The 23,584-nt window shown below is 61.7% G+C and carries 17 protein-coding genes and 1 pseudogene; 8 read left to right on the top strand and 10 right to left on the bottom strand.

From position 1 onward, the window contains the following. Positions 1-193: 193 nt before the first annotated feature. From AAFH49_RS19275 to AAFH49_RS19265, 3 genes are all read right to left on the bottom strand, one after another. Complete coding sequence (locus tag AAFH49_RS19275; protein WP_342300750.1) at positions 194-1,636, bottom strand: aldehyde dehydrogenase; 1,443 nt, start codon at positions 1,634-1,636, stop codon at positions 194-196. 62 nt (positions 1,637-1,698) lie between these two features. Beyond that, complete coding sequence (locus AAFH49_RS19270) at positions 1,699-4,008, bottom strand: DUF6311 domain-containing protein (protein ID WP_342300748.1); 2,310 nt, start codon at positions 4,006-4,008, stop codon at positions 1,699-1,701. Between the two features lie 164 nt (positions 4,009-4,172). Beyond that, a complete protein-coding gene (locus AAFH49_RS19265; RefSeq protein WP_342300746.1) occupies positions 4,173-5,117 on the bottom strand; it encodes a glycosyltransferase family 2 protein in 945 nt (314 codons plus the stop codon). Between the two features lie 297 nt (positions 5,118-5,414). Between AAFH49_RS19265 and AAFH49_RS19260 the strand changes: the two genes are divergently transcribed. Then, complete coding sequence (locus AAFH49_RS19260; RefSeq protein WP_342300745.1) at positions 5,415-7,346, top strand: DUF6311 domain-containing protein; 1,932 nt, start codon at positions 5,415-5,417, stop codon at positions 7,344-7,346. 87 nt (positions 7,347-7,433) lie between these two features. Here AAFH49_RS19260 and AAFH49_RS19255 read toward each other — a convergent pair whose 3' ends face one another. The 3 genes from AAFH49_RS19255 to AAFH49_RS19245 all read right to left on the bottom strand — a co-directional run bounded on the left by AAFH49_RS19255 (position 7,434) and on the right by AAFH49_RS19245 (position 11,653). Continuing rightward, positions 7,434-8,390 carry a glycosyltransferase family 2 protein gene (locus AAFH49_RS19255; RefSeq protein WP_342300743.1) on the bottom strand — a complete coding sequence of 319 codons (957 nt, stop codon included), beginning with the start codon at positions 8,388-8,390 and terminating at the stop codon, positions 7,434-7,436. A gap of 255 nt (positions 8,391-8,645) precedes the next feature. Continuing rightward, positions 8,646-10,244: a glycosyltransferase family 39 protein gene (locus AAFH49_RS19250; RefSeq protein ID WP_342300742.1), complete on the bottom strand. Its 1,599-nt coding sequence runs from the start codon at positions 10,242-10,244 to the stop codon at positions 8,646-8,648. Between the two features lie 95 nt (positions 10,245-10,339). Then, positions 10,340-11,653, bottom strand: a complete 1,314-nt coding sequence (locus tag AAFH49_RS19245; protein WP_342300740.1) for a hypothetical protein — start codon at positions 11,651-11,653, stop codon at positions 10,340-10,342. 157 nt (positions 11,654-11,810) lie between these two features. On the opposite strand from AAFH49_RS19245, the gene AAFH49_RS19240 reads away from it, so the two are divergent. Next, positions 11,811-13,175 carry a glycoside hydrolase family 16 protein gene (locus AAFH49_RS19240; RefSeq protein WP_342300739.1) on the top strand — a complete coding sequence of 455 codons (1,365 nt, stop codon included), beginning with the start codon at positions 11,811-11,813 and terminating at the stop codon, positions 13,173-13,175. Positions 13,176-13,183: 8 nt separating this feature from the next. Here the strand turns inward: AAFH49_RS19240 and AAFH49_RS19235 are convergent, their stop codons facing one another. Further along, positions 13,184-14,404: an acyltransferase family protein gene (locus AAFH49_RS19235; RefSeq protein ID WP_342300738.1), complete on the bottom strand. Its 1,221-nt coding sequence runs from the start codon at positions 14,402-14,404 to the stop codon at positions 13,184-13,186. A 124-nt stretch (positions 14,405-14,528) separates the two neighbouring features. Between AAFH49_RS19235 and AAFH49_RS19230 the strand changes: the two genes are divergently transcribed. Then, the gene (locus AAFH49_RS19230) at positions 14,529-15,080 is read left to right on the top strand and encodes a carbohydrate binding domain-containing protein (protein ID WP_342300736.1); all 552 of its coding nucleotides are present in this window, start codon (positions 14,529-14,531) and stop codon (positions 15,078-15,080) included. 95 nt (positions 15,081-15,175) lie between these two features. Here the strand turns inward: AAFH49_RS19230 and AAFH49_RS19225 are convergent. The 3 genes and pseudogenes from AAFH49_RS19225 to AAFH49_RS19215 all read right to left on the bottom strand — a co-directional run bounded on the left by AAFH49_RS19225 (position 15,176) and on the right by AAFH49_RS19215 (position 18,603). Beyond that, positions 15,176-15,901, bottom strand: a pseudogene (locus AAFH49_RS19225) (glycosyltransferase family 2 protein). A 110-nt stretch (positions 15,902-16,011) separates the two neighbouring features. Next, the gene (locus tag AAFH49_RS19220) at positions 16,012-16,803 is read right to left on the bottom strand and encodes an SDR family oxidoreductase (RefSeq protein WP_342300735.1); all 792 of its coding nucleotides are present in this window, start codon (positions 16,801-16,803) and stop codon (positions 16,012-16,014) included. A gap of 45 nt (positions 16,804-16,848) precedes the next feature. Next, positions 16,849-18,603 carry a DUF6311 domain-containing protein gene (locus tag AAFH49_RS19215; protein ID WP_342300733.1) on the bottom strand — a complete coding sequence of 585 codons (1,755 nt, stop codon included), beginning with the start codon at positions 18,601-18,603 and terminating at the stop codon, positions 16,849-16,851. A 166-nt stretch (positions 18,604-18,769) separates the two neighbouring features. On the opposite strand from AAFH49_RS19215, the gene AAFH49_RS19210 reads away from it, so the two are divergent. The 5 genes from AAFH49_RS19210 to kynU all read left to right on the top strand — a co-directional run. Further along, positions 18,770-19,306, top strand: a complete 537-nt coding sequence (locus AAFH49_RS19210) for a 3-hydroxyanthranilate 3,4-dioxygenase (protein ID WP_342300731.1) — start codon at positions 18,770-18,772, stop codon at positions 19,304-19,306. Between the two features lie 155 nt (positions 19,307-19,461). After that, the gene (locus AAFH49_RS19205) at positions 19,462-20,520 is read left to right on the top strand and encodes an amidohydrolase family protein (protein WP_342300729.1); all 1,059 of its coding nucleotides are present in this window, start codon (positions 19,462-19,464) and stop codon (positions 20,518-20,520) included. A 25-nt stretch (positions 20,521-20,545) separates the two neighbouring features. Continuing rightward, complete coding sequence (locus tag AAFH49_RS19200) at positions 20,546-21,103, top strand: hypothetical protein (RefSeq protein WP_342300727.1); 558 nt, start codon at positions 20,546-20,548, stop codon at positions 21,101-21,103. Positions 21,104-21,124: 21 nt separating this feature from the next. Continuing rightward, positions 21,125-22,468, top strand: coding sequence for a hypothetical protein (locus AAFH49_RS19195; RefSeq protein WP_342300726.1), 1,344 nt, complete (start codon positions 21,125-21,127; stop codon positions 22,466-22,468). Positions 22,469-22,479: 11 nt separating this feature from the next. Then, on the top strand, positions 22,480-23,584 hold a 1,105-nt coding region (gene kynU, locus AAFH49_RS19190; protein ID WP_342300725.1), incomplete at its 3' end, for a kynureninase.

The raw sequence follows: 23,584 nt of genomic DNA, 5'->3' as shown, positions 1-23,584 counted from the left end.
GGTAGTGGGCAGCGACCAGCGCCTGCAAATCATGAGCGGCAGCGCCAATACCTGGCGCTGGATGCCCAGGCCATTCACGCCGAGTTGCACACGCTGGACCACCTGGGCCGCTCCGCGACCTGAGCGCCGTGCTGGATTTGAGCAGCATCGCCTGCCAGGTGCCGCTGGCCGAGGTGTACGCGGGAGTAACGTTCTAAAGCTTCACGCACACATTCTGCGCCTCGGTAAAAAACCGCAGCGCCTCCAGCCCGCCTTCGCGGCCGACACCGGAGTTTTTCATGCCGCCGAAGGGCGTGCGTAGGTCGCGGTGCAGCCAGGTGTTTATCCAGACGATGCCGCTGTGCAGCTGGTGGGCTATGCGGTGGGCGCGCTGCAAATCCCGGGTCCAGAGGGTGGCGGAGAGGCCGTAGTCGGTGCTATTGGCCATCATCAGAGCCTCCTCATCAGTGTCGAAGGGCGTGAGGGTGACGACCGGGCCGAATATTTCCTCCTGGTTGGTGCGGCAGTCGAAGGGCAGGTTTTCGAATACGGTAGGCTCCAGGAAATAACCCTCGGCACAACGGCCGGGCACGGTGGCGCGGTGGCCGCCAGCTAGGAGCTTGCCGCCTTCTTCGTGGGCCAGCTTGATGTAGGCCAGCACTTTGTTCAAATGTGCTTCGCTCACCAGCGCGCCTTGTTTGGTATCGGGTTCGAGCGGGTCGCCGATTTTCTGGTCCTTGAGTTGCTTGAGAAACTCGGTTTTGAAGGCCTCGTAAATCGGGCGCTCGATGAAGATACGGGAGCCGCACAGGCAAATCTGGCCCTGGTTGGCGAAGCTGCTGCGGATGCTGGTGGCTACGGCGGCGGCCAGGTCGCAATCGGCGAAGATGATGTTCGGGTTTTTGCCACCCAGCTCTAGGCTGAGCTTTTTGAACATGGGCGCGGCCGTGCGGGCTAGGTGCCGCCCGGTGGCCGTGCCGCCCGTGAAGCTGATGGCCTTGATGCCCGGATGCTCCACGATGGCCTGCCCGCAGTTCGGCCCATTGCCGTGGATGATGTTGAGCACGCCCGCCGGCAGGCCAGCTTCGATGCACAGTTCGCTCAGCAAAAAAGCGGTGGCCGGGGTAATTTCTGAGGGCTTGGCCACCACGCAGCAGCCCACGGCCAGGGCCGGGGCAATTTTCCAGGTGAAGAGGTAGAGCGGCAGGTTCCAGGGCGAGATGCAGCCTACCACGCCCACGGGGTGGCGCACGGTGTAGTTCACGGCCACGCCGTCCTGCACGTGGGCTTCGGTGGCGAAGTGGCCGGCGGCGGTGCCGAAAAAGTGGAAGTTGGAGGCCGCGCGGGGGATGTCCATGGCGCGGGCCAGAGTAAGGGGCTTGCCGTTGTCCTGGCTTTCGGCGCGGGCCAGGCGGTCAAGGTTGGCGTCGATGAGGTCGGCGATTTTTACCAAGAGGCGGCCCCGGTCTTCGGCGGGCAGGGCGCGCCAGGCGGGTAGGGCGGCTTCGGCAGCGGCCACGGCGGCGGCCACGTCTTCGGGACCGGAGTCGGGAATCTGGCCGTATACCTGGCCGGTAGCGGGGTCCACGTTATCGAGGTAGCGGCCGGCCTGCGGCGGCACCAGTGCTCCGTTCAGGTAGTTTTGAATGCGCAGCATAAGAGCAAATGAACTGGTCTGTAACCTGGAAAAAGCGGGATAGACGCAAAAATCGGCTGGGCCTAATGCGGCGGCAAATGCAGCGGGAAACCGTTGAATACCAGCTTTCCTTGGGTATCGAACCAGTAAACATTGGTACTACGTGGCCGAATCAACAAGTCATCCACAATCATGTCGTCACCATAGATTTGCACGGCGATTTTATTGGCCGGGTTGCGCAGGTGAATAATGGTCGAATAGCGCGCCCAGTTGCCACTGATTTCTGTGCTATGGTTCAGGGATTCGTTTACCTGCTCAACGGGCTGCCCATCGGGTCCAAACTGCTGGTAAGTGAAGGCTGGCAGCCAATCAGTGGTTTTGGCATACGCCCAGATGCTCAGCTCGTACGTAGCCGTATCGGTAGCGACGGCATTCGGCAAGGTGCCCTCGAATACCGACAGTAGGTCTTTCTGAGAGTGTGCCGCCCCTGGCCGCGTAAAGCTGATTTCACCGCGGGCTTGCTCACCACCAAATGTTTGCCACACGATGCCGGCCCCGGGCTGGGTGCGCCACAGCGGGCCATCTTTCACCAGCTGGCCCTCGTGGGCGGCAAACCATTCTGCTTCTTGCTGCGGCCGGACGGTGGCAAACGCACTCAGGGGCAACTCATAGAGCTTTACTTTTTCATACGTAGTGAGCAGGCGGGCACCCCGGCGGAGCAACGCCTTCTCAGCCGGCCGCAGGGAATCGACGGAGGAAGCCACTATGAGTAGGGGCCGCTGGTCGGGGAACGTGGCGGGCAGGCTTTTGGGCGTGAGGTCGGACGAGAAGAGCTCCAGCAGGCGCAAGGTTTGCTCGATGCTGGTGCGCGACATCATGGTAGCGGCCAGCGGCAGGTGCAAATGGAGCGCCGCCCGGAAGCTCTCGACGCTGCTGGTAAACGTGGGCTCGATGCCGAACTTCTCGGAGCCCAGCGAAAAATAGGGCAATGGCAAAATAGCCTGGTAGCGCGACGAATAATATCCCACACTGGCCAAGGCATTGCTGTAGCCCTCATTTTCGCCCAGGAAGCCGCTGGCTATTTCGTTTTTTATGGCGGGGCTGGTTATCGCCTCTATCTGATACTTGGCCTCAACGCCCCACACCAGCAGCACCGCGCCCAGCATGGTGAGGCCGAACTTGGCCAGCCGGTGCATGCGCAGCAGGCGGTATAGCTGCCAGTATTGCAGCGCGGCCCACACGGCAATTACGTAGTAAAACAGCCAGGCAAAGCGGCCCAACGCGCGGAACTGCTTGATAGCGGGCATCAAATCAAGCAAATGGGCAAAAGGGGCGAAAATGAACGGCCACGCCATGGAAAACAACAGGATGGGCACCACGGCCCACACCGTGGCGCGCAAGGTGCGGGGCAGCACCGGCCGGCCAATGAGGCCCGGCCGCCGACGCCAGAGGTAGCCCACCATCCGCAGCACGGCAATGACTAGGGCGATGACCACGGGCAGTCCCACGTACGCCCACCCTTCGTAAATGGGGTCTTCGGTATGAAAAACGTATTGGAATACTTTGGAAAACGGCTCCACTACGGGGCCAAAGACGCTGGCGGCGTTGGCATGGTAGGCCAGCAGGCCGTAGGGGTTGACGGGGCGGTCGGTGATGGGGTCCAGCAGCAGGGTGATAACCCGGAAAATGACCAGCGGGGTCAAGCCGGCGGCCACCAGCCACGCGGGCAGCTGCCACCAGGTTTTTTCACGGCGCAGCTGTTGCAGCGCCATCACCACTGCCGTGGCGAAGGGCAGCAGCAAAGCATGCAACAGGTAGTAAGGGTGAATAAGCGCCAGCAGCACGGTCGTGAGCGTGTACCAGCCCATCCACCGGGCCCGGGCCCGAGTAGTGCCAGCCTCGGTGAGCCGCACCTGCAGGTACCACAGCAGGGGCACCACGAAGGGCAGCGCCAGGGTAAGATGCCCGCCAATGCGGTGGAACTGCGGCGACAGAAATACAATGGTGAGCGTGACGAGCGCGCCAAACCACCGGCCCACGCCACTGCGGCGCAGCAGCGCATACACCAGCGGCGTAGCCGGCAGCGAGGACAGCAGCACCGCCAGGTTGAGGGAGGCCACAATGCCCGCCGGGCTGATGCCAAACACGGCCTGCCAAGCCTTTAGCGCCCACGCCAGCAGCGGAAAGCCATCGGTGTAGATGAATTGTTCGCCGTAAGGGTAGTGCATGCCCGTGAACTGCAGCCCGTGGTCGTAGAGCACGTAGTACACGATGGAAAAGTATGTTTTGAGGCCGTCGCCCCCCGGCACGAATAAGTATTGGCCGGGGTGCAGCAGTATCTCGCCCACCCGGGCAAACAGCAGTACCAAATGCACCAGCAACAGAACGGCCACTGTAATGCGCTCCGGGTGCCGCCGCCATAAATTCTGAAAAAATCTCATCATACTAAATCAGGATACAGCAACCCGAGGGGTTGCTTTCCGCAAAGGGCAGCGGAAAGACTGCCTAACCAAACGCTACAACTACTTAAAACCTGAAAATTACATCGCCCCGGCGACTACGGCATTGAGCGCGGCGGCACCAGGTCGGCATCGGTTTCGCGCACCAAGTAGGGCGGGCGCTGTTTCGACTGCACAAATAGCCGGCCCAAATACTCGCCCATGATGCCCAGCACCAGCAGCTGAATGCCACCGATGAAGAGCACGCTAATCAGCACCGACGCCCAGCCAGGCACGGCCCGGTTGGTGAATATCAGGATGTAAAGCGCATAAAACCCATAAAGAAAGGCCAGCGAAGATACTGCCGCTCCGGCCAGCGTGGCAAAGTGCAACGGCCTGACACTAAAAGAAGTAATGCCGCTCAATGCCAGCTTCACCATCTTGCGCAGGGTGTACTTGGTGGTGCCGCGGAAGCGCGGCTCGGGCGTGTACTCCACCCGTTTCTGGCGAAACCCCACCCAGTGAATGAACCCGCGCAGGAACAGCTCCACGTCGGGGCTGCTGCGCACCACGTCGGCCACCCGGCGGTCGATGAGGCGGTAGTCGGCCGTGCCCGGCTCAAAATCCACGCTCGACAGCTTGTTCATCAGCCCATAAAAGGCCGCCGAGGCCCGGCGCTTGAACCAGGGCAGTTTTTTGTCTTCCCGCCGCTGGGTGTATACGATGTCGAACCCGGCCAGCCAGTGCCCCAGCAGCACGGGAATCAGATACGGCGGATGCTGCAAATCCGCATCCAAGGAAATAATGCAGTCGCCGGTGGCGTAGTCGATGCCGGCGCGCAGGGCGCTCTGGTGGCCGAAGTTACGCGACAGCAGCACGTAATGAATTTCGGGGTCTTGTGCCCGCAACTCGCGCAGCACCCGCTGCGTGTCGTCGCGCGAGCCGTCGTCGACGAATATCAGTTCCCGCTCGTAGCGGGTGCCGAGGTGTTCTTTCACCCGGGCCGCTACTTCGGGCAAGTTTTCCTCTTCGTTGTAGGCAGGGATAACGATAGAAATTTTCAAGTGCAGGATGCCGGCGCAATCACAACAGGCCAAAAACGTACTTTAAAATGGAATCAGGGGGGGCGCGCGGCTTCTCAAAGCTACAACACATATCCCGTCAAAGCCTTTGCCGGGGCCGGCGACAGCCACAGGCCGAATAGTGGAAAGCGGCCAGCGGAACCCCTCTTAATTGGACCGTGAAGGTCTCGTCACCCATGCCTTAGCAGAAAATGAATCGGGCGGGTGTGTTTAGCCGCCTTCCGCAAACGCGGCGGCCCTAACTTGCAGGCTGTTTCTTCCGCGTCTGATTTCCTGCCCATGCCCGTTCAAGTTGAAAGTGCCCAGCCCAAGTCCGGTTTGCTGAGCACCGCGTCCTTTTCACGATGGAAAGTTGGCCTACTGGCCTTGCTGCTGCAAACGCTGCTGCTCGCCTACACCTTCTCTGCCCTGCTCTTCCACCCCGGGCAATACCTGATAGTAGACCACTACGACGGCATCAAAAGCTACTTTTCGGTGGCCTCGTTTCTGCGGCAGCCCATGGGCAGCGGCATGCTGCTGCACGGCCACAACTACCCTTTTGGGGAGTATATGTACTACACCGACAGCACCCCGCTGGTGGTGGCCCCGCTGCACGCGCTGGTGCAGGCCGTGCCCGCGCTGGCCCCTTATGGCCTGTATCTCTACGACTTATTTATCCTCTCCAGCCTTGTCGTCAGCACCGGGCTGCTGGTGCTCATTCTGCGGCGGCTGGGCATGTCGGCCTGGCTCACAGTACTGCTGAGCGTGGCCTTGCCGTGGCTGGGGCCGCAAACCTACCGCCTCCAGGTGGGCCACATGAGCCTGGCCTACACGCCGGCCATCCTGTTTATGGTGTGGGGCTTGCAGCGCCTGTACGCCGCCTGGCGCGCCGACCAGCCGCTGGCCCGGCACTTTGCGCTGCTATTCGTGAGCATTGTGCTCACCTCGTGGCTGCACTTTTACTACCTGCCGCTGATAGCCGGTACGCTGGCCTTTTTTGTGCTGGGGCTGCTGGTGGAAGGCTGGCGCACGCGGCGGGCTTGGGTGCCGCTGGTGGTGGGCACGGGCGCTACACTGCTGGGCTCGGCCATTTTCACCTGGGGCCTGCTGCAATGGCTGGATGCGCGCTATAAGGAGCGGCCGGTGGGCAGCGGCGGCTACGACTGGATAGAGTGGAAATTCCAGTTCGGGGCTTTGTTCCGGGGCTATATCTATAACAAAGTGCGTTTTCCGCTAGAGCGCACCGCTTATATTCCCTACGAGTCGTCGGCGTACCTCACCAGCTTCGTGCTCTACGGACTGCTGCTGGTGGCTGTTCTGGTGCTCATCAAGCGCTTGCCGGCCGGTGCCCGCCTGCCCCGCCCCGAAACCGACGACCACTACCACTTCCTGAAGCTGCTGCTGCTGGCCAGCCTGCCCTTTGCACTGGCCGCCCTCGGCGAAAACATTGACCTCGACAACGGGCAATACGTGGTGCACAACTACCTCAACGTGTTTCTCTGGGTTCATAAGGTGACCGAGCGCATCACTCAGTTCCGGGCGCTGGGGCGGTTCATCTGGCCGTTCTGGTGGGCCGTGGTGCTGGGCTTCAGCTGGTATGCGCAGCGATGGCAGCGGCTGGCGGGCCTGCGCTGGGCGCTGGCCGTGCTCTGCATCCTGCTGGTGGTGGATACCCTAAATGCTGCCCACTTTTACCACACTGACACGCAGCGCAGCAACCTGCTTACCAACACGGCCGATACCGACGCGGCCCGCCAGCTAATGGGTTGGCCCGAGCCCGGCCGCTACCAGGCCATTCTGCCCCTGCCGTTCTACCACGTAGGCACCGAATTTCAGGACCGGCCCAACCTGAACATCGACCCCGACGACCCGCACTGCAACACCACCTATCAGCTCTCCATGGTATCGGGGCTGCCGCTGATGGCCCACAAGGCCACGCGCGCCATCACCTCCGATGCCGAGGCGCTGCTCTCCCCGTTTGAGCCTGGCGGGCCTTCGCAGGCGCTGCTTTCGCGGCTGGACCAGCGCCCGATTCTAGTGTTCCTGGACACGGCCTATTTCGACGGCCGCAACAACTACTACCGCGACATGCTGAAGGACCGCCCCGAAATGCTGGCGCGCTTCAACCGCATGCCCACCTTCCCGCAGGAGCAGCACATGCGCCGCCTGCGGCACCAGGGCAGCTGGTCGCTCTACGAGTGGTACCCCAAAGGTACCCCGGCCCAGAAATAGCCCTAGCGGGCCGTTGCAGTTGCAACCATAGCGAAAATAGGCCGCCATGCTGAGCATGACGGCCTTTTTTATTCCGTTGTCTGACTGCTACCGATTCTGCGAGGCGCTGGCGGGCATGGCCAGGTTGGTGGCCGAAATCAGGTACAGGGGCCGCTGGCGCACGTTGGCCGAGAGGCGGGCCATGTACTCACCGATGATGCCAATGGCAATGAGCTGCACCCCGCCCAGAAAGAGAATGCTAATCATCAGCGACGGCCAGCCGGGCTGGTAGTCGTGCGAGACAAACCGCGAATAGAGCGTGTAGAGCATCACCAAAAAGGCAATACCTGACACGATGAACCCGCCAATAGTAGCGGCCTTGAGGGGCACGTCGGAGAAGGCGGTGATGCCGTCCAGGGCCAAGCGTATCATTTTGCGGTAGGTGTAGCCCGTTTCGCCGCCGGCCCGCTCGGCGCGGTCGTACTCGATGTAGGTTTGGCGGTAGCCAATCCAGGAAATCTGGCCCCGGATGAACTTGTTCTGCTCCGGCATCAGGCGCAGGCCCTCCACCACTTTGCGCGAGATGATGCGGAAATCGCCGGTGTCGACGGGAATGGAAATGCTGGTGATGCTGGCCAGCAGCCGGTAAAACAGGCGTGCCGTGAGCTTCTTGGCCACGCTGTCGCCCTGCCGCGAGCGGCGCTTGGCGTACACCACTTCAAAGCCCTCGTGCATCTTCTGATACAGCACCGGAATGAGCTCGGGGGGGTCTTGCAAGTCGGCATCGATGATGACCACGGCCTCGCCGCCGGCCCGGTCCAGGCCGGCCGTCACGGCAATCTGGTGGCCGAAATTGCGGCTGAAGTCGATGTAGCGCACCCGCTCGTCGCGCGCGGCCAGGTTCAGCAGCATGGGCAAAGACTGGTCGCGCGAGCCGTCGTTGATGAAAATCAGCTCGAAGCCGCCGGGCAGGGCCATGGGTTCCAGCACGCTCAGCAGGCGGCGGTACAGCTCATCGATGTTGGACTCCTCGTTGTAGATGGGAATTATGACGGACAGCTCCACGCAGGTTGGGAAAGAGTAAAAGAAAGGGAATCAGTCAGGTAATACGTTTTGAAACAGCTCCGGCTACCCATTGCAGCGGAGGAGTACGGAGGTTGAGAATAGCGGCGCATCGGCCCAAACGGGCATCAACTACGCTGGTCAAACGGGTTCAGCAGGCCTGTTTAGCAGGAGTTGAGCCCCGGCTACTCGCAGCAAAGTTAGTTGGCTATTAGAGAGTAGGCGCATGGCCCGTAGATTGGGCCGCCTCAACAAAAGCTACTTCGCCACTACGTTCATCAGGCCCACTTCCCAGGTATCGTTGGTGAACAGGACGAGGCGCTTGCGGCCGGCCACTTCCGGTTGTTCATTCCGGCGCGCCAGGTAGCCGTAGGACTGGCTTTGGTTGAGCTCTTCATCGGCAAAGACGTACTTGCCAAAGCGCTTGACGCTGTAATTCCCGTTTTCTACCGTCACCTTGGCTTCGCGCTGAAACTGCGCCGGCGGGTAGTTCAGGTAAAACAGCGTGTACACGTAAGGCAGCGGCATGCTGGGCGTGATGCGGACCTGCTCAACACCCCAGAGGTTTTCGGCGGCCTTGAAAGCATCGCCCAGCCCGTCGTTGAAGTCCGTTATTATCCGGCTATCCCGGTAGGAGGTGAAGTAGTCGTTGATGGCCAGGCCGCCGGCTACGGCCACCACCGCTACCGCGCCCCAGCGGCTGGCCTGCATCAGCACCACCGGCCGGATGCGGCTGGTGATGGTGGCTACAGCCCACGCCGCCAGCACGATGCACGGCAGATAGGCATGGTTAAAGCGGTTCACATTCAGCCCAAAAGAGAAGAACAGGCTGAGTGAAGCCACAGCCCACGCCGCAAAAATGGCCACCACAATGCCCTGGGGCGAAGCAAATGCCTGGCCCCGGCGCTGCACCAGCTTCCAGAGGCCCAGCAGCAGGCCGATGACGGCCAGCGGCACCACGAAATCGAACAAGGGCTTGATGCCGGGCAGCACGTTGTAGCTCGTGCCGTCGTCGAACCCATTCAGGAGAAAATCCATGTTTAGCTGCGCCGTATCCAGCCAGCTGCCGCCAGCCACCTGGCTCATGCGCGTGGAGGGCAGCAGGGGCGTGCTGAAAAAGAGCACATCGGTCCAGTCAAGATTGCGCTGCACCACGTAATTCTCAATAAAAAACAGCGCGAATGGCGCGGCCACCACGCCCAGTAGGCCCAGCGCCAGGAGCCAGCTTTGCCACCGCGCCCGGATTTGCGCAAAGCCCAGCACCGCGATGATGCCCAGCAGCCCCGGCAGCACCAAAACGGTGGTGCCGTAGGCGTACAGGCACAGCCCAAACGGAATCAGGGAGGGAATAATCCAGCGCCGCCGCCCGGTGATGAAGGCCCGCGACACCGTGGTGCAGCCCAGCAGCATGAAGAAGGGCACGAGGTTGCTTTCCAAGGCCCAGCGCGAGAGCATGAAGTGCCACGGCACCACCGCCAGCAGGAAAGTGGCCAGTAGCGCAGCATACCGCCCGAGGGGCCGCAGACAGAAAAACAGCAGCGGCAGCGCCAGCAGGCCCAGCGCCAGCGGCACCAGCCGGGCTGTGAACACATTCATTCCGAAGAGCTTGATAACCGGCACCGAGAGGTAGGCCAGCAGTACGTTTTGCCCGCTGCCCCAGCCCGGGAAGTAGGCGGGCAACACATTGCCCCACTTATCCATGCCGGTTTCGGCCAATGACAGCGACTCGTAGGCGCTGGCTGCCTCGTCCTGGTTGAAGCCTGGCGGAATGTGCGGGTAGTGGCTCACGCGCACCAGCGTGCCAATGGCCAGCACCAGCACCACCAGCAGGATATAAAGGAAATCAGCTCTTTTCATGCGTGGTCGTGGTGGCCCGGCTGGTTAGCCAAAAATATTTTTGATAGAGCCCGCTGGTTACGGCGCATTCTTGCGCAATTGCGGGCCAATAGACTTTAATTATCAGCCCCGTAGCTACCTCCCGCCACTACCGGCACGGAGGCCGCGCCCGGCCAGATGTGCTGCCACTCCGTGCGCCACGCCATGAGGCGGTAGAGCTTGAACAGCCCCAGCGCAAGGGCCACCCCAAACAGCCCGGCCACGAACTGCGGCTTGAAAATGAGCACCTGATAATTCTGGAGCTCCAGAAACCGCAGGCAGGCCTCCAGGTTGAGGAAGTAGGCCACCGATACCAGGCCCAGCAGCCAGTAATCGCGCCGCAAAAAACCGTACGCGGCCAGAAACAGCATGGCCGCGTGCCAGTACCGCTCGTGCATCTGGGTATTGAAAAACGCAAACGCCAGCGGAATCAGCCCGCAGCCCAGCAGCACCACGGCCATGTTGAGGGTGGGCAGGGCCGCGTAGCGGGCACGCCGCGCCCGCACCTGCGCAAGAACCATCACCAGCAGGGGCAACAGGGCCAGGGCCGATGCTGTGCCAAAGAGTAGCAGGCCCCAGTTGTGGTACGTGAGGCCGGCCAAGGGCATGGTATCCACCACCATGCCACCCGCCGCCTCCGGGGCCAGCAGGAACCAGAAATTATAGGCATTCACCGACACAAACGGGTAGGTTTGGGTGGCGTTCAGGTTGATGTCCAGAATGCGGGGCACGTAGTTTTCCCAAGAAAACCAGATGAACGGCGTGAGGATGAGCAGCGCCACCACCGCCACTGCCGCACTGCCCCGCACCAGTTGCCACGGGCGATGCGCCCACAGCGGCCCCCACAGCAGCAGCAGCGGCGGCAGGAAAATGATGGCCTGCGTTTTGGCGGCCAGCGCCAGCAGGTAGCACACCATGCTGCGCACGGTGCGCTGCTGCACCGCCCACACCACGGCCCCAAACACCAGACAGGTATAAATAGCATCTACCTGCTCCCAAATAAGGGTATTGTAGAGGTAGCCGATATTGAAGAGCAGCAGCAGCGCCAACCCAAACCGCCGGCCGCGCTCGGGCACCAGCGAGGCGGCCCAGAAGGCCCCCGCAAAATCGAACACCAGCACCAATACCTTTATCCAGTGGCGGTAGTGCTCAATTTTGGCCACGCTGCCCATCAGCCAGCCAAAAAACCACAGGAAGTAGTGGAACAGCGGATTGTAGTTGTTATCGGGCACTTGGTACACGTTGCCCAAGCCGTGCTCGAACGTGTAGCTGGCCCATCGCACCCAAAAATCCACGTCGCCGGGAAAGCCGGCTTTGGGCACCAGCAGCAGCAGCAGCACATAGAACAAAACCGCAAACGTAGCGCGCTGGCGTAACGAGTAATTATCCATCCAAAAGTTCAGACTAGTAGAAGTTCAAAGGTACTAGCCGGACTTTCATTGCACGCAGCCATTGGCCCCACACGCGGCCCGAGGCGCGGCCTGGTGCCGCGGCCGCACTTATCTTTACTTCGGGCGCAGCCATGTATTTCTGTGCCGGGCACTGGCTATGTTACGGAGCGTTTTCTGGTTGATTATGGCGGGTGGGCTGGCTTCGGCAACCACGGCGGCCGGCCAAAGCCGGCCCGATACGCTCCGGCACGCCCAGTGGCAGCTGCTCTGGGGCAGCGAGTTTAACACGCCCGGCGACAGCAGCGTGGTGGCCGACCACTGGCGGTTTGCCTACCCGTGGGGCCACAACCTGGGCGGCTACGAAGACCAGTACTACAGCGGCCAGCAGGTCGCCGTCGATTCGGCCGGCCTGCTGCACTTGCGGGCCCGGCGGCGGGCCGAGCCGCGTCCCTACGCGGGCCGGCAGCTACACTACGAATCCGCCCTGTTATTTAGCACTCACCGGCGCGATTCCCTCATGTCGGCAGGGTGCCCGGAGGGCAGCACAGGCTTTTCCTTTGGGCTGTTTGAGATTCGGTGCCGGCTGCCCCGCAAGGAGGCCTCGTCGTCGTCGTTCTGGCTTTTCGGCCACCCCGATGAAGTGGATGTATTTGAAGCCGGCTCGCCCCCGGAAATCATTGGCAACAACATTATCCTATGGAGCCACCCCTACTGGCGGCCTGGGCCACTCGGGGCCGACAAAGAATCATCGCAGAGCTTTTACTACTGGCCCGGGCCGGGCAGCATCACCGACGATTTCCACACCTTCGCCCTGAGCTGGCAGCCCGACGAGATGGTATACTACTTCGATGGCATCGCCATTCGGCACGAAACCCGCTACCTGCCGCTGGGCTGCCCACTCGATGTGATTGCCAACCTGGCCATGATGAGCTGGTCCCGCGACCGGGCCGACACATACGATATTGATTACATCCGGGTGTATACCTCACGGCAGCCGGCCCCCACGCCGCCGGTTACGCCCGTGGGGCCGGTGGTGGGCGTGGGGCGTCTGCCGCGCGCCACGGTTGCCGTGCTGGGCGAGGCCGGGGCCGAAATGAGCTGGCAGGTGCAGGAGCCGCCCGGCCAGCGGCCCCGCCTAGCCTTGCAGCAAAACCTCAACCCCCGGGAGTTTAACTTCCTGGCGCTGCCCGTGCGGCAGCGCTGGCTCACGCCGCTTGTGGCCTACCACGATGTGAACTCGCCCCGGCACCGTATTGCCTCGCCCGATGGGGGCCGCTCGTCGCTCAGCTGGACGGTTTATGACCTGTGCGGCCAGCCCGTGCTCAGCGGGCAGCAGCTGCCCGCAGCCGGGTGGGAGCTGGCCTGGCCGACGCTGGCCCCGGGGGCCTATTCGCTGCGTCTGCGCATGGGTACCTGCCAAGTGCGCCAAACGATGTACGTGCTCGGGCGGCCCGACGAGGTGGTGTTTACGCCCGAATGGCTGGCCCCGCCGACCCAGCTGCCGGCGGCGGCCAACGACTAGCCCGTGGGCTACACCGGCACGGCCGGGGCCGGCTCAGGCTCGCGGAGCTTGGCGCGCTGCTGGCGGAAAGCATCAAAATACTTCTTCAGGCGCAGGATGGGCTTTTCCACCAGCTCGTAGGAAGCCGCCGAGATGATGAGCGTGAACAGCAGCACCCACCCGATGAAAAACGAGGTATGAAACATGGGAAACGCCCGCACCAGCGCAAAAATCACGAACCCGTGGAACATGTAGATACCGTAGGAAATCTTGCCGAAGTAGTGGAAAATGGTGCGCCCGCGCCACTGCACCGCCGAGTCCGGGTTGAAGAGTACGTTGCCGATGAAAAAGGCAATAACCCCGAGGAACACATACTTCTTGAAGGACAGCAGGAAAATATTGTCCCAGTTGCCATAGGCATCGTTGGCAAAAACCAGTAGGGTGGCGCCGTACAGCATCCAGCGCATGGCGGCCGGCACGCGTGGCAGCCCGTAGCCATGGAAATGGGCGTAGGCAAATAAGGAGCCGATGGCCAGGGCATCCCACCGGCACAGCGTGTGGAGATACAGCGTGTTATAAGTGCCCGGCTCAAAGTAGAAATAGTAAATCCGGGTGAGGAAGCTGAGCAGAATAACCGCCCCAAACACGGTGGTGAGCTTGGGACGTGGCACAAACGCGATGAGCAGCGGCCACACCAGGTAAAAATGCTCCTCGATGCAAATGGACCACAGGTGGTTGACGGCGGTAGAGCCCCAGCCGTTTTTCATCAGGTCGAAATTGCCCAGAAATAGGAGGTGCATGGGCATATTGGCGGCCGGCTCGTGGGCGAAGTGCGTGAGCACGGGGGCCATGGCCACGCAGAAATAGTACAGCGGCCAGATGCGCAGCACCCGCCGCATGTAGAAGCTTTTGATGTCGATGCGGCCGTACCGCTGCTTTTCGACCAACAGCAGGTAGGTGATGAGGAAGCCGCTCATCAGAAAAAAGATGTCTACTCCAATATTGAAGCTACCCACAAACACCTTGAGCTTGAGGGCCCACCACGCGGGCTGCCCATCGGGGCCGGTTGTAGCAGCCGCAATGCGCGGCACGTCGGTCCAGTGGTCGTAGCTGTGCGTGATGAGAATGAGCACAGCTGCCAGGAAGCGGACAATATCAAGGGGCTGGAAGTACGGAATCGGAGCCGCCGGCGATACGCCCGCCATGGGCTCGTCCGTGAGGGCAACAGTAGTGGAGGAAGGGGATGACACGAAGCGGAATAAATTAATTTAGCCCCTAAAGTACAATCCACCGTCCATTTACGGGTACCGCGGTGTGCTTGGGAGCAAAATCTGCCCTACCTTTATGCGCCTAAAAAGGTCCTCTAATCATTTTATGAAAAAACATATCTACTTAGTGCTGGCTCTGGCCACTCTGGCCGGCTGCGGCGACAAGAACGGCAAATCGCGTCCCGACAACTTTCTGGCAGGCAATGATTTTGAAGAAATAGAAGGCTGGAACGGCGACGCTCCTCTGCCGGTATCGCTCACCCGCGAAAAGGCGCACTCCGGCATTTACTCCATGCGCGTGGGTCCGGATGTGGAATATGCCAGCGGCTTCATTGGCACCGTGGGTAAGATTAGCCCCACGCGTCTCACCAAAATCAAGATAAAAGGCTGGGTATTTGTACCGGCCGGGCAGCCCGGTGGAGCCATCGTTACCCAGGTTATCGACCCGGACAAGCAGGGCGCATCGCCCCTGCTCTGGGAAGCTCTGAGCTTGGAGACTGCGGTGAAGAAACGTGCCGAATGGGTAGAAATTGAAAAAACGCTGACCATGCCGGCCAACCTCAGCCCCACCAACAAGCTGTATATGTACCTGTGGCGCGGGGCCTCCCCGACCAGCGTAGCTTACATCGACGATATGGAAATTCTGCGGGCCGAATAACCTACGCGAAGCGCTATCTTTTGTTGATGCGCCGGCCCGTAGCACTTTCGCTACGGGGCCGGCGCATTTAATTTTACGCAGGTTTTGCAACAGGCTTACTGCCCCAGCAGGCCGTACTTGAGAATGCAGTAGATGGCCCGGAAGCCGTCGCGCCAGCCTATTTTTTTGCCTTCGGCGTAGGTGCGGCCGTAGTAGCTGATGCCGACTTCGTAGATGCGCACCTCCGGCACGCGGGCCACCTTGGCGGTCACTTCGGGCTCGAAGCCAAAGCGGTTTTCCTCCAGCTTCAGGCCCTGAATAATGTCGCGCCGGAACAGCTTGTAGCACGTTTCCATATCGGTCAGGTTCAGGTCGGTCACCATGTTCGAGAACAGGGTGAGCCAATAGTTGCCGATGCTGTGCCAGAAAAACAGGATGCGGTGCGGATTGCCCCCGATAAAGCGCGAGCCGAAAACCACGTCGGCAAACCCTTTTAATATGGGCTTTATCAGCAGGTTATACTCTTCCGGGTCGTATTACAGGTCGGCATCCTGAATGATGATGTAGTCGCCCGTAGCCTCGCGGATACCCGTGTGCAGCGCGGCTCCCTTGCCCTGGTTCACGGGATGCTCCAGCAGGCGGAGGCCCATTTCGGGGTAGCGCGCGGCATAGGCCCGAATGGTGTCGGCCGAGGCATCGGTAGAGCAGTCGTTAACGAGAATAATTTCCTTGCCGATATTATTCACCAGTTCTAACTCCCGCAGCAAATCCAGAATCTGGTGAATGGTGCGGGCCTCGTTGTAAACCGGAATAACGATGGATAAGGTGTCGAATTTTACCACAGGAAAGAAGTTGGACGCAGCCGGAAAGCAGCAAAGGTAAACGCTTCGCTTAAGGCGGAATGAAGAATTGGAAAATGCGGGGAATTCCTTCCCTCATTCACCCGAAGACATTACAGTGCGCCCGTGCGGCCGCCGTCCACGGGCACGCTGGTGCCGTTGATGTAGCCAGCGGCGGGCGAGGCGAGGAAAACCACGGCGGCGGCCACTTCCTCGGCGTGGCCGAAGCGGCGGGCCGGAATGGTTTTCAGCATGTCGGCTTCAATGGCTTCGGCCGACTGGCCGGTTTGGGTCACTTTTTTCTCAATAAGGGAGGTGTGGCGCTGGGTGAGCGTGGCCCCGGGCAACACGTTGTTGACGGTGATACCGGCCGGACCCAGCTCGTTGGCCAAGGTTTTGGCCCAGCTGGCCACCGCCCCGCGAATGGTGTTGCTCACGCCCAGTCCCGCCAGCGGAATCTTCACCGAGGTGCTGATAATGTTGATGATGCGCCCGAAGCCTGCCGCCCGCATGCCCGGCACCACGGCCTGCGCCAGCAGGTGGTTGCACACCACGTGCTGGTTGAAGGCAATGCGCAGGTCATCGACCGAGGCATCCAGTAGCGGGCCGCCGGCCGGGCCACCGGTGTTGTTTATCAGAATGTGGAAGCCCTCGGGGTGCTGGGCCAGGTAGCCCTGCACCACGGTTTCGAGGTGGCTGGGGTCGTCGAAATCAGCCACTAAGTAGTTGTGGCGGGCTTCGGCGGGCGTGGGTAGGGCGGCGGCGACTTCGCGCAGCCGCTCTTCGTTGCGGGCCAGCAGCGTTACGGCACAGCCTTGCTCGGCCAGCAATTGGGCCACGGCCCGGCCAATGCCTTGGGTAGAGCCGCCCACGAGGGCGCGGCGGGAAGTCAACGGAAGGCTCATAGACGATTGATTTTTAGAGTAAGGAACCTAGAGATTCTGCCTTTTTTACTTGGCGGGCGGGGTTAGCAGCACGTAGCCGCCCACCAGCTGCTCGCGGTAGCCGTAGGGCTGGAGCAGCTGGCGCAGGTAGGCGGCGACCGGCTGGTTGCGGAAGGCCGGGTCGATGACGAAAGCGGCGGGGTCGTAGGTGCGCAGAAAGGCCTGCATCTGGGCGGGAGTGGGCGGGGCGGGTGCCAGCGAGTCGGGCCGCATCTGGACGCGCAGCAGGGCGTGCAGCACGGGCTGCTCATCGAGCGACGTAAACAGCTCGGGGCTGACCCGCGACAGGTAGCCGATGGGCAGCTTTTTATTGTGCTGGGTTTGGTAGAACATCTGTTCCGGCTGCATCAGCCCCACTTGTCGGTTACCATCCAGAATGCCCAGGGGAATGGGAATGAGCGAGGTGCCCGGTAGCTGCGCTACCTGCCGAAACACCGGCGGGATGGCCGCTTGCGTCAGGCGCTGGTAGGGCTGCGGCCAGAACTCCAACAGCACAATACCCGCCAGCAGCAAACTGAGCGCCAAGCGCATACCCGGCCGCAAGGCGGTAGCCCACAATGATTCCAGGGCACTGAAGGAAACGATGGGCAGCAGCAGGCCCACCATCAGCACCCAGCGGGTGGGACAGCGGATGTTATTGAAAAACGGGATGAAGTGGATGACGGCCGTGGGCAGGTTCAACCATTCGTGCCCGTAGATGCGCAGCGTGGGCACGGTGAACATCAGGAAAATAATGAGTACCCAGGCCAGCGGCCGGCCGTCGGTGCTCTGCGCGCGCTGGGACGGGGGACGCCGCCGGGCCAGGCGCAACGCCCACAGCACCAGCGCCAGCAGCGGCAGCGCATAGCCAATGAACAGCGTATTTTCGAGCGAGCCCGGCATGTTGAATACCTTGGCGTTGTTATAGAGCCGCGCCGCCCAATCCCAATACACGAACCGACTGGTGGGCGGCGGCATCAGGTAAGCCACCAAATCGCCGGCCCACCAGATGCTGAACTCGGGCAGTCCCGACAGGCGCAGCAGGCGAACCACGATGTGGCCAACCACAAGAATGCCCACCAGCCACGCCCAAGTGCGCCACGCACCCCAGCGGATGCGCCCGATGCGGAACCAGTACCATGCGGCATAGGCCAGCGAAAAATACAGCAGCCCAAACAGCACGTAATAGTCGCTGAGCAGCGTGAGAATTCCCAAAGCGAAGCAGCCGGCCACGGCTCCCCAGCTACGCACCCGGGGCAAAAACCGTCCTTCCTCGAATTCAAACGCCCGGAAAAATAGCAGAATATAAAAGGGAATGGTGGCCGTGAGCTGCAGGTTGAAATGCTGGGTGAGGCGTTGCAGCTTGAAGGGTGAATAAACGAAAATGAACCCCGCCAGCAGGCTCAGAACCGGGCTTTGAACCCAGCGCCGCGCCAGCAGGTAGGCCCCCGCTCCCGAGATGGCGGCGCTGAGGAGCAAGCCCAGATTCACGGCCAGAAATGGATTGTTCAGGCCCAGGTTCAGCAGGCCCAACACGGGCAGGTAGCCGTGCATTATCAGCCCGGTGCCGCGCGGGAAGAATAGCCAGTCGGTCACATACGGGTTGTGCCCGCTGAGCAGGAGCTTGCGAAAATGCCAGGCATCCCAGATGTAGCAGCTGGAATCGCCGCCCGGGATGGCGATAAAAGACGTCCCAAAATTGGCCGCCAGTGGCCAGGTGAAAACCACGAATACCAGGCCGTAGAAAAGAAGCAGAAGTAGCAGGCGCTGCCCGTTTTTCATAATAGACAAGAATGGTGGGCGCCCGGGCCGGATGCCGCCGGATAAGCGGCAAAGATAGCGCCGTCGGTTGGCGGCGAGTAGCTGGCTGCCAGCTCCCAGCCGGCCTATTCGGCCCGGACTCCGCGCTCGGCAGTAGTTTAGTACCCGCAACCAACCCCTCCCGCCCATGATAGCCCGTCCGTTTAATTTCCAGAAGTGGATTGATGAGCACCGCCATTTGCTGAAGCCCCCAGTGGGCAACCAGCAGGTTTTCAAAGACAATAAGGATTTCATTGTGATGGTGGTGGGCGGCCCCAACGCCCGCAAGGACTACCACGTGGATGCCGGCGAGGAGCTGTTCTGGCAAATCGAGGGCACGATGACCGTCAAAATCATCGAAGACGGCAAGCCGGTCGATATCACCATCGGGCCCGGCGAGATGTTTCTGCTGCCGCCCTACGTGCCGCACTCGCCGCGCCGCCCGGCCGGCACCGTGGGCCTGGTGCTGGAGCGCTACCGCACCACCGACGAGCCCGACGGCTTCCAGTGGTACTGCGAAAACTGTGGCCACAAGCTGCACGAGGAGTTTGCCCTCATCACCGACATCGTGGCCCAGCTGCCGCCCATCATGAATGCCTTTTGGGCGAATGATGACCTGCGCACCTGCAAAAACTGCGGCACTTATATGGAAGCGCCTGCGCCGGTAGTGCCAGCTGCTGAATAACAAGAAAGACCGTCATGCAGAGCGCAGCGAAGCATCCTTACCGCGCACCTAAACCCAGTTGATTGGATTACTACTGCGGTAAAGATGCTTCGCTGCGCTCTGCATGACGGCCTTTTTCTCCATCCCTCGCCTTCTCCTGCCCCACCCGCCCCGCCGTGTTGCCCCATCCCCTTAGCATCGACATCCACACCCACATCCTGCCCGAGCGCTGGCCCGACCTGCGCGAACGGTACGGTTATGGCGGCTTCATCCGGCTCGACCACCACAAGCCCTGCTGCGCCCGCATGATGCAGGACGACAAGTTCTTCCGCGAAGTGCAGGATAATTGCTGGGACCCTGCCGTGCGGATGCGCGAGTACGACCAGTTTGGCGTGCAGGTGCAAGTGCTGAGCACGGTGCCCGTGATGTTCAGCTACTGGGCGCAGCCGCTCGATTGCCTGGACCTCAGCCAGCTGCTGAACGACCACATTGCCGACGTGGTGCGGCGCTACCCCACCCGCTTCGTGGGCCTGGGCACCATCCCGATGCAGGCCCCCGACCTGGCCATCCGGGAGTTGGAGCGCTGCATGAAAATCGGGCTGGCCGGCGTGCAGATTGGCTCCCACGTCAACGACTGGAACCTGGATGCGCCGGAGCTTTTCGAAGTATTCGCCGCCGCCGAGGAGCTCGGGGCCTGCGTATTTGTGCATCCCTGGGACATGATGGCCCAGGGGAAAATGCCCAAATACTGGCTGCCCTGGCTGGTAGGAATGCCCGCCGAAAGCACGCTGGCGCTCTGCTCCCTGATATTTGGCGGCGTGCTGGAGCGCCTGCCCAACCTGCGCGTGGCGGTGGCCCACGGCGGCGGCTCGTTCGCCAGCACCATCGGGCGCATCGAGCACGGCTGGCAGGTGCGGCCGGATTTGTGCGCCATCGACAACCCCCACAACCCGCGCAAGTACCTCGGCAAGTTCTGGGTCGACTCGCTGGTGCACGACCCGCTGATGCTGGATTACCTGGTGAAAACGCTGGGGGCCGACAAAATCACGCTCGGCACCGACTACCCGTTTCCGCTGGGCGAGCTGGAGCCGGGCCAGCTCATCAAATCCATGCCGTTTTCGGAAGATATCAAAGCCCGAATGCTGGGTCAGAATGCCCTGGACTGGCTGGGCGCGGCCACGGAGCACCAGCTGCTGGGCCGGGGCCCGGCGGCCAGGTCCGTACTTAAAGCCTAACTTCACGCCCCCTTACCAGGCCATTATGCCCTTTTTCTATCGGATAAGTACGCTGCTTCACCGGCGGCACCGCCTACTCCAAACCACGCTGGCCGTAGCCCTGGCCGCCACCCTGGGCGGCTGCCGCCCCGCGCCGGAAGAGCCCGGGTTTATACTCGATTTTGAGAACCTAAGCGGCTGGCAGCCTGAAGGAACCCCGTGGCTGACCACTGTGCGCGCCCGTTCTGGGCAGCACGCCTGCCTGGCCGATGCCAACTCCGAATTCACAGCGCACTATACCACCTCCGCCGGGCAACTGGGCATGCCCCGGCGGGTGCGCCTCGGGGCGTGGGTGTGGCTACCGAGCAACCGCCTCAAAGCCGGCATCATCCTGCAAGTGAAGCACGGCAGTGAGCAGCGCTTCTGGGGCGTATTGCCCGTCACATCGCCACGGCGCATCCAGCAATGGGAACACGCTCAGTGCGACCTTATTCTGCCAGATGATATTGAGCCCGGCGATGAAGTGAGTTTGTCCGTGTGGCAGACCAGCATCACCCGCGAAGATTTTTACGTGGATGACATCAGCATTGAGAAAATTCGCTAATTCCGGCTTCCTCCTTTTCGCATGACCTCTCCTCTTACCATTGAGCGCCTGCTATCGCCCGTGCGCCGGCCCGGCCAGGCGGCAGCCGCGCGGCTGCTCCGCAACCCGCCGCTGGCGGCGTTGCTCCTGCACCTGGGGCTGCTGGCGGCTGTTTATTCGGCACTCTACTGCTTCGGCTACGTAAACCAACTGCCCAATAATATTTCCCTGCAAAAGTGGGACGTCATCGACCTAATGGCGGTTCGGGACATTGGGTATGCCGACCCCACCCGTGGCTACAATGCGTTCTTTCCGCTCGCGCCGCTGGTGTGGCGCTACGCGCACCTCAACCTGCTGGACGCCGCCGCGCTCAACCTGACGGTGACCACCATCGGGATGTACGTACTGGCGCGCACCCTCAATTTCAACGGCCGGCAAACCCTGCTCATCGCCTCGGCTCCGCTGCTGATGTTTACGATGGTGCCCTACACCGAGGGCTTTTTCTATTTCTTTGGGGCGCTTATGCTGTGTGGTCTGCACCGCGATAAGTTGCCGCTTACCCTGATTGGCTTGCTGGGCTGCTGCCTCACGCGCTCGGCCGGCACCCTCTTCGTGCCGGCCTACCTGTTTGCCGAGCTGCTGGCGTGGGGCAGCCTTAGTTCGGGGCTGCGGCTGGTGCGCAACCTGCTGGCCGGTTTGCTGGCCATTGCCACCAGCATTGGCATCGTGATGCTGATGCAGTGGCAACAGGGCGGCGACCCGTTCGCTTTCTATAACGTGCACGCGCTGTGGGGCCACAAGTTTCGCTTGCCCGTCGAATACCTAAGCTCATCAGCGGGCACTCCGGCCCTATGGCTGGACGCGCTTAGCCTGATGGTCAGCCTGATGGCTTTGGTCAGCTGCGCGGCACTGGGCCTGCGTTGGCTGAAGCAGCGCAGCTCGGCCAGCACAACCGAGCTGCCCGCCTCCAAGGCGGTGCTTTTCGCCCTGGGGTATACCGTGGGTGCCGGGTTCTTCATCGTATTCTACCAGGCCGGCGACTTGGTGGGCCTAAGCCGCTACCTGCTGGCCACGCCATTTTGGGCCGCGCTGCTGGCCTGGGCCTGGCATACCCAGTGGGCCACGCCACGTGTCGTGCTTGCTATTGTGGCCTCGGCGGTGGCCGTAGGCTTGATGGTGGGAATGCCCACGCTCATGGTCAATTTTGCACCGGGCGAGGGGCTGTGGTTCTTCGGGCTGATTGCCCTATACCTCACGGGCTATTGGCTGACCCGTCCCGACCGTTTCCGTTGGTATCGCGAAGTAGCGACCGGCTTGTATTTCCTCAACTTATTCACCCTCTGCTTTCTATTGAACCTGTTCTTCAATACGGTGTGGGTGAACTAGCTTTTGCTGCTATGAATTCCTCCCCCGCCGCCCACCCCGACGCTACTGACCCGCTGGCCGCTTTCCGCCAGGAGTTTCACCTGCCGCCCGGCCCCGATGGCCAGCCCTGCGCCTATTTCTGCGGCAACTCGCTGGGCCTGATGCCCAAAGCCGCCCGCGCCGCCGCCGAGCAGGAGTTTGAAACCTGGGAGCGGCTGGGCGTGGAAGGCCATTTCCACGCGCCTTCGTTCTGGATGCACTTCCACGACACCCTCACCGAGGCTACGGCCCGGCTGGTGGGTGCGCTGCCCATTGAAGTGGTGGTGATGAACAACCTGACCGTGAACCTGCACCTGCTGCTGGTCACGTTTTACCGCCCCACGGCCACGCGCTACAAGATTCTGATGGAAGGCGGCGCGTTCCCGTCGGACCAGTACGCCATTGAAAGCCAAGCCCGACTGCACGGCCTCGACCCCGACGATGCCATTGTGGAGCTGGTGCCCCGCCCCGACGAGCACACGCTGCGCACCGAGGACATTCTGGCCAAAATCGCGGAGTTGGGCGACTCGCTCGCCACCGTACTCATTGGCGGGGTGAACTACTACACCGGACAGGCCTTCGACATGGCCGCCATTGCCCAAGCGGGCCACGCCGTGGGGGCTTACGTGGGCTTCGACCTGGCCCACGCGGCCGGCAACCTCGACCTGCGCCTGCACGACTGGGACGTGGATTTTGCCTGCTGGTGCACGTATAAATACCTGAACTCCGGCCCCGGCGGCACGTCGGGCGTGTTCGTGCACGAGCGGTTTGCCAATCGGCCCGACCTTGTGCGGCTGGCTGGCTGGTGGGGCCACGACGCCTCGGTGCGCTTCCAGATGAAAAAAGGCTTCCGGCCCATGCCCGGCGCGGCTGGCTGGCAGCTCTCCAACGCCCAGATTTTCCCGATGGCCATCCACCGCGCCAGCCTCGACATTGTGGACCGGGCCGGCGGCATGGCCGTGCTGCGCCGCAAGAGCGAGCAGCTCACCGCCCGCCTCGAAAGCATAATTCGGGGCTTGAATCTTTCTACCGATAAGCTCGAAATCATCACGCCCGCCGACCCCGCCCAGCGCGGCTGCCAGCTCTCGGTGCTGGTGC

The sequence above is a fragment of the Hymenobacter segetis genome, assembly GCF_038448715.1.
GTDB lineage: Bacteria > Bacteroidota > Bacteroidia > Cytophagales > Hymenobacteraceae > Hymenobacter > Hymenobacter segetis.
This window is presented reverse-complemented; position numbering and strand designations above follow the sequence as displayed.

Excerpts from the sequence above, each read along its gene's own strand:
- AAFH49_RS19250 (WP_342300742.1), bottom strand. The coding sequence starts at position 10,244 with ATGAAAAGAGCTGATTTCCTTTATATCCTGCTGGTGGTGCTGGTGCTG.
- AAFH49_RS19215 (WP_342300733.1), bottom strand. The coding sequence starts at position 18,603 with ATGAAAAACGGGCAGCGCCTGCTACTTCTGCTTCTTTTCTACGGCCTG.
- AAFH49_RS19195 (WP_342300726.1), top strand. The coding sequence starts at position 21,125 with ATGACCTCTCCTCTTACCATTGAGCGCCTGCTATCGCCCGTGCGCCGG.
- AAFH49_RS19220 (WP_342300735.1), bottom strand. The coding sequence starts at position 16,803 with ATGAGCCTTCCGTTGACTTCCCGCCGCGCCCTCGTGGGCGGCTCTACC.
- AAFH49_RS19260 (WP_342300745.1), top strand. The coding sequence starts at position 5,415 with ATGCCCGTTCAAGTTGAAAGTGCCCAGCCCAAGTCCGGTTTGCTGAGC.
- AAFH49_RS19230 (WP_342300736.1), top strand. The coding sequence starts at position 14,529 with ATGAAAAAACATATCTACTTAGTGCTGGCTCTGGCCACTCTGGCCGGC.
- AAFH49_RS19245 (WP_342300740.1), bottom strand. The coding sequence starts at position 11,653 with ATGGATAATTACTCGTTACGCCAGCGCGCTACGTTTGCGGTTTTGTTC.
- AAFH49_RS19210 (WP_342300731.1), top strand. The coding sequence starts at position 18,770 with ATGATAGCCCGTCCGTTTAATTTCCAGAAGTGGATTGATGAGCACCGC.
- AAFH49_RS19240 (WP_342300739.1), top strand. The coding sequence starts at position 11,811 with ATGTTACGGAGCGTTTTCTGGTTGATTATGGCGGGTGGGCTGGCTTCG.
- AAFH49_RS19200 (WP_342300727.1), top strand. The coding sequence starts at position 20,546 with ATGCCCTTTTTCTATCGGATAAGTACGCTGCTTCACCGGCGGCACCGC.
- AAFH49_RS19275 (WP_342300750.1), bottom strand. The coding sequence starts at position 1,636 with ATGCTGCGCATTCAAAACTACCTGAACGGAGCACTGGTGCCGCCGCAG.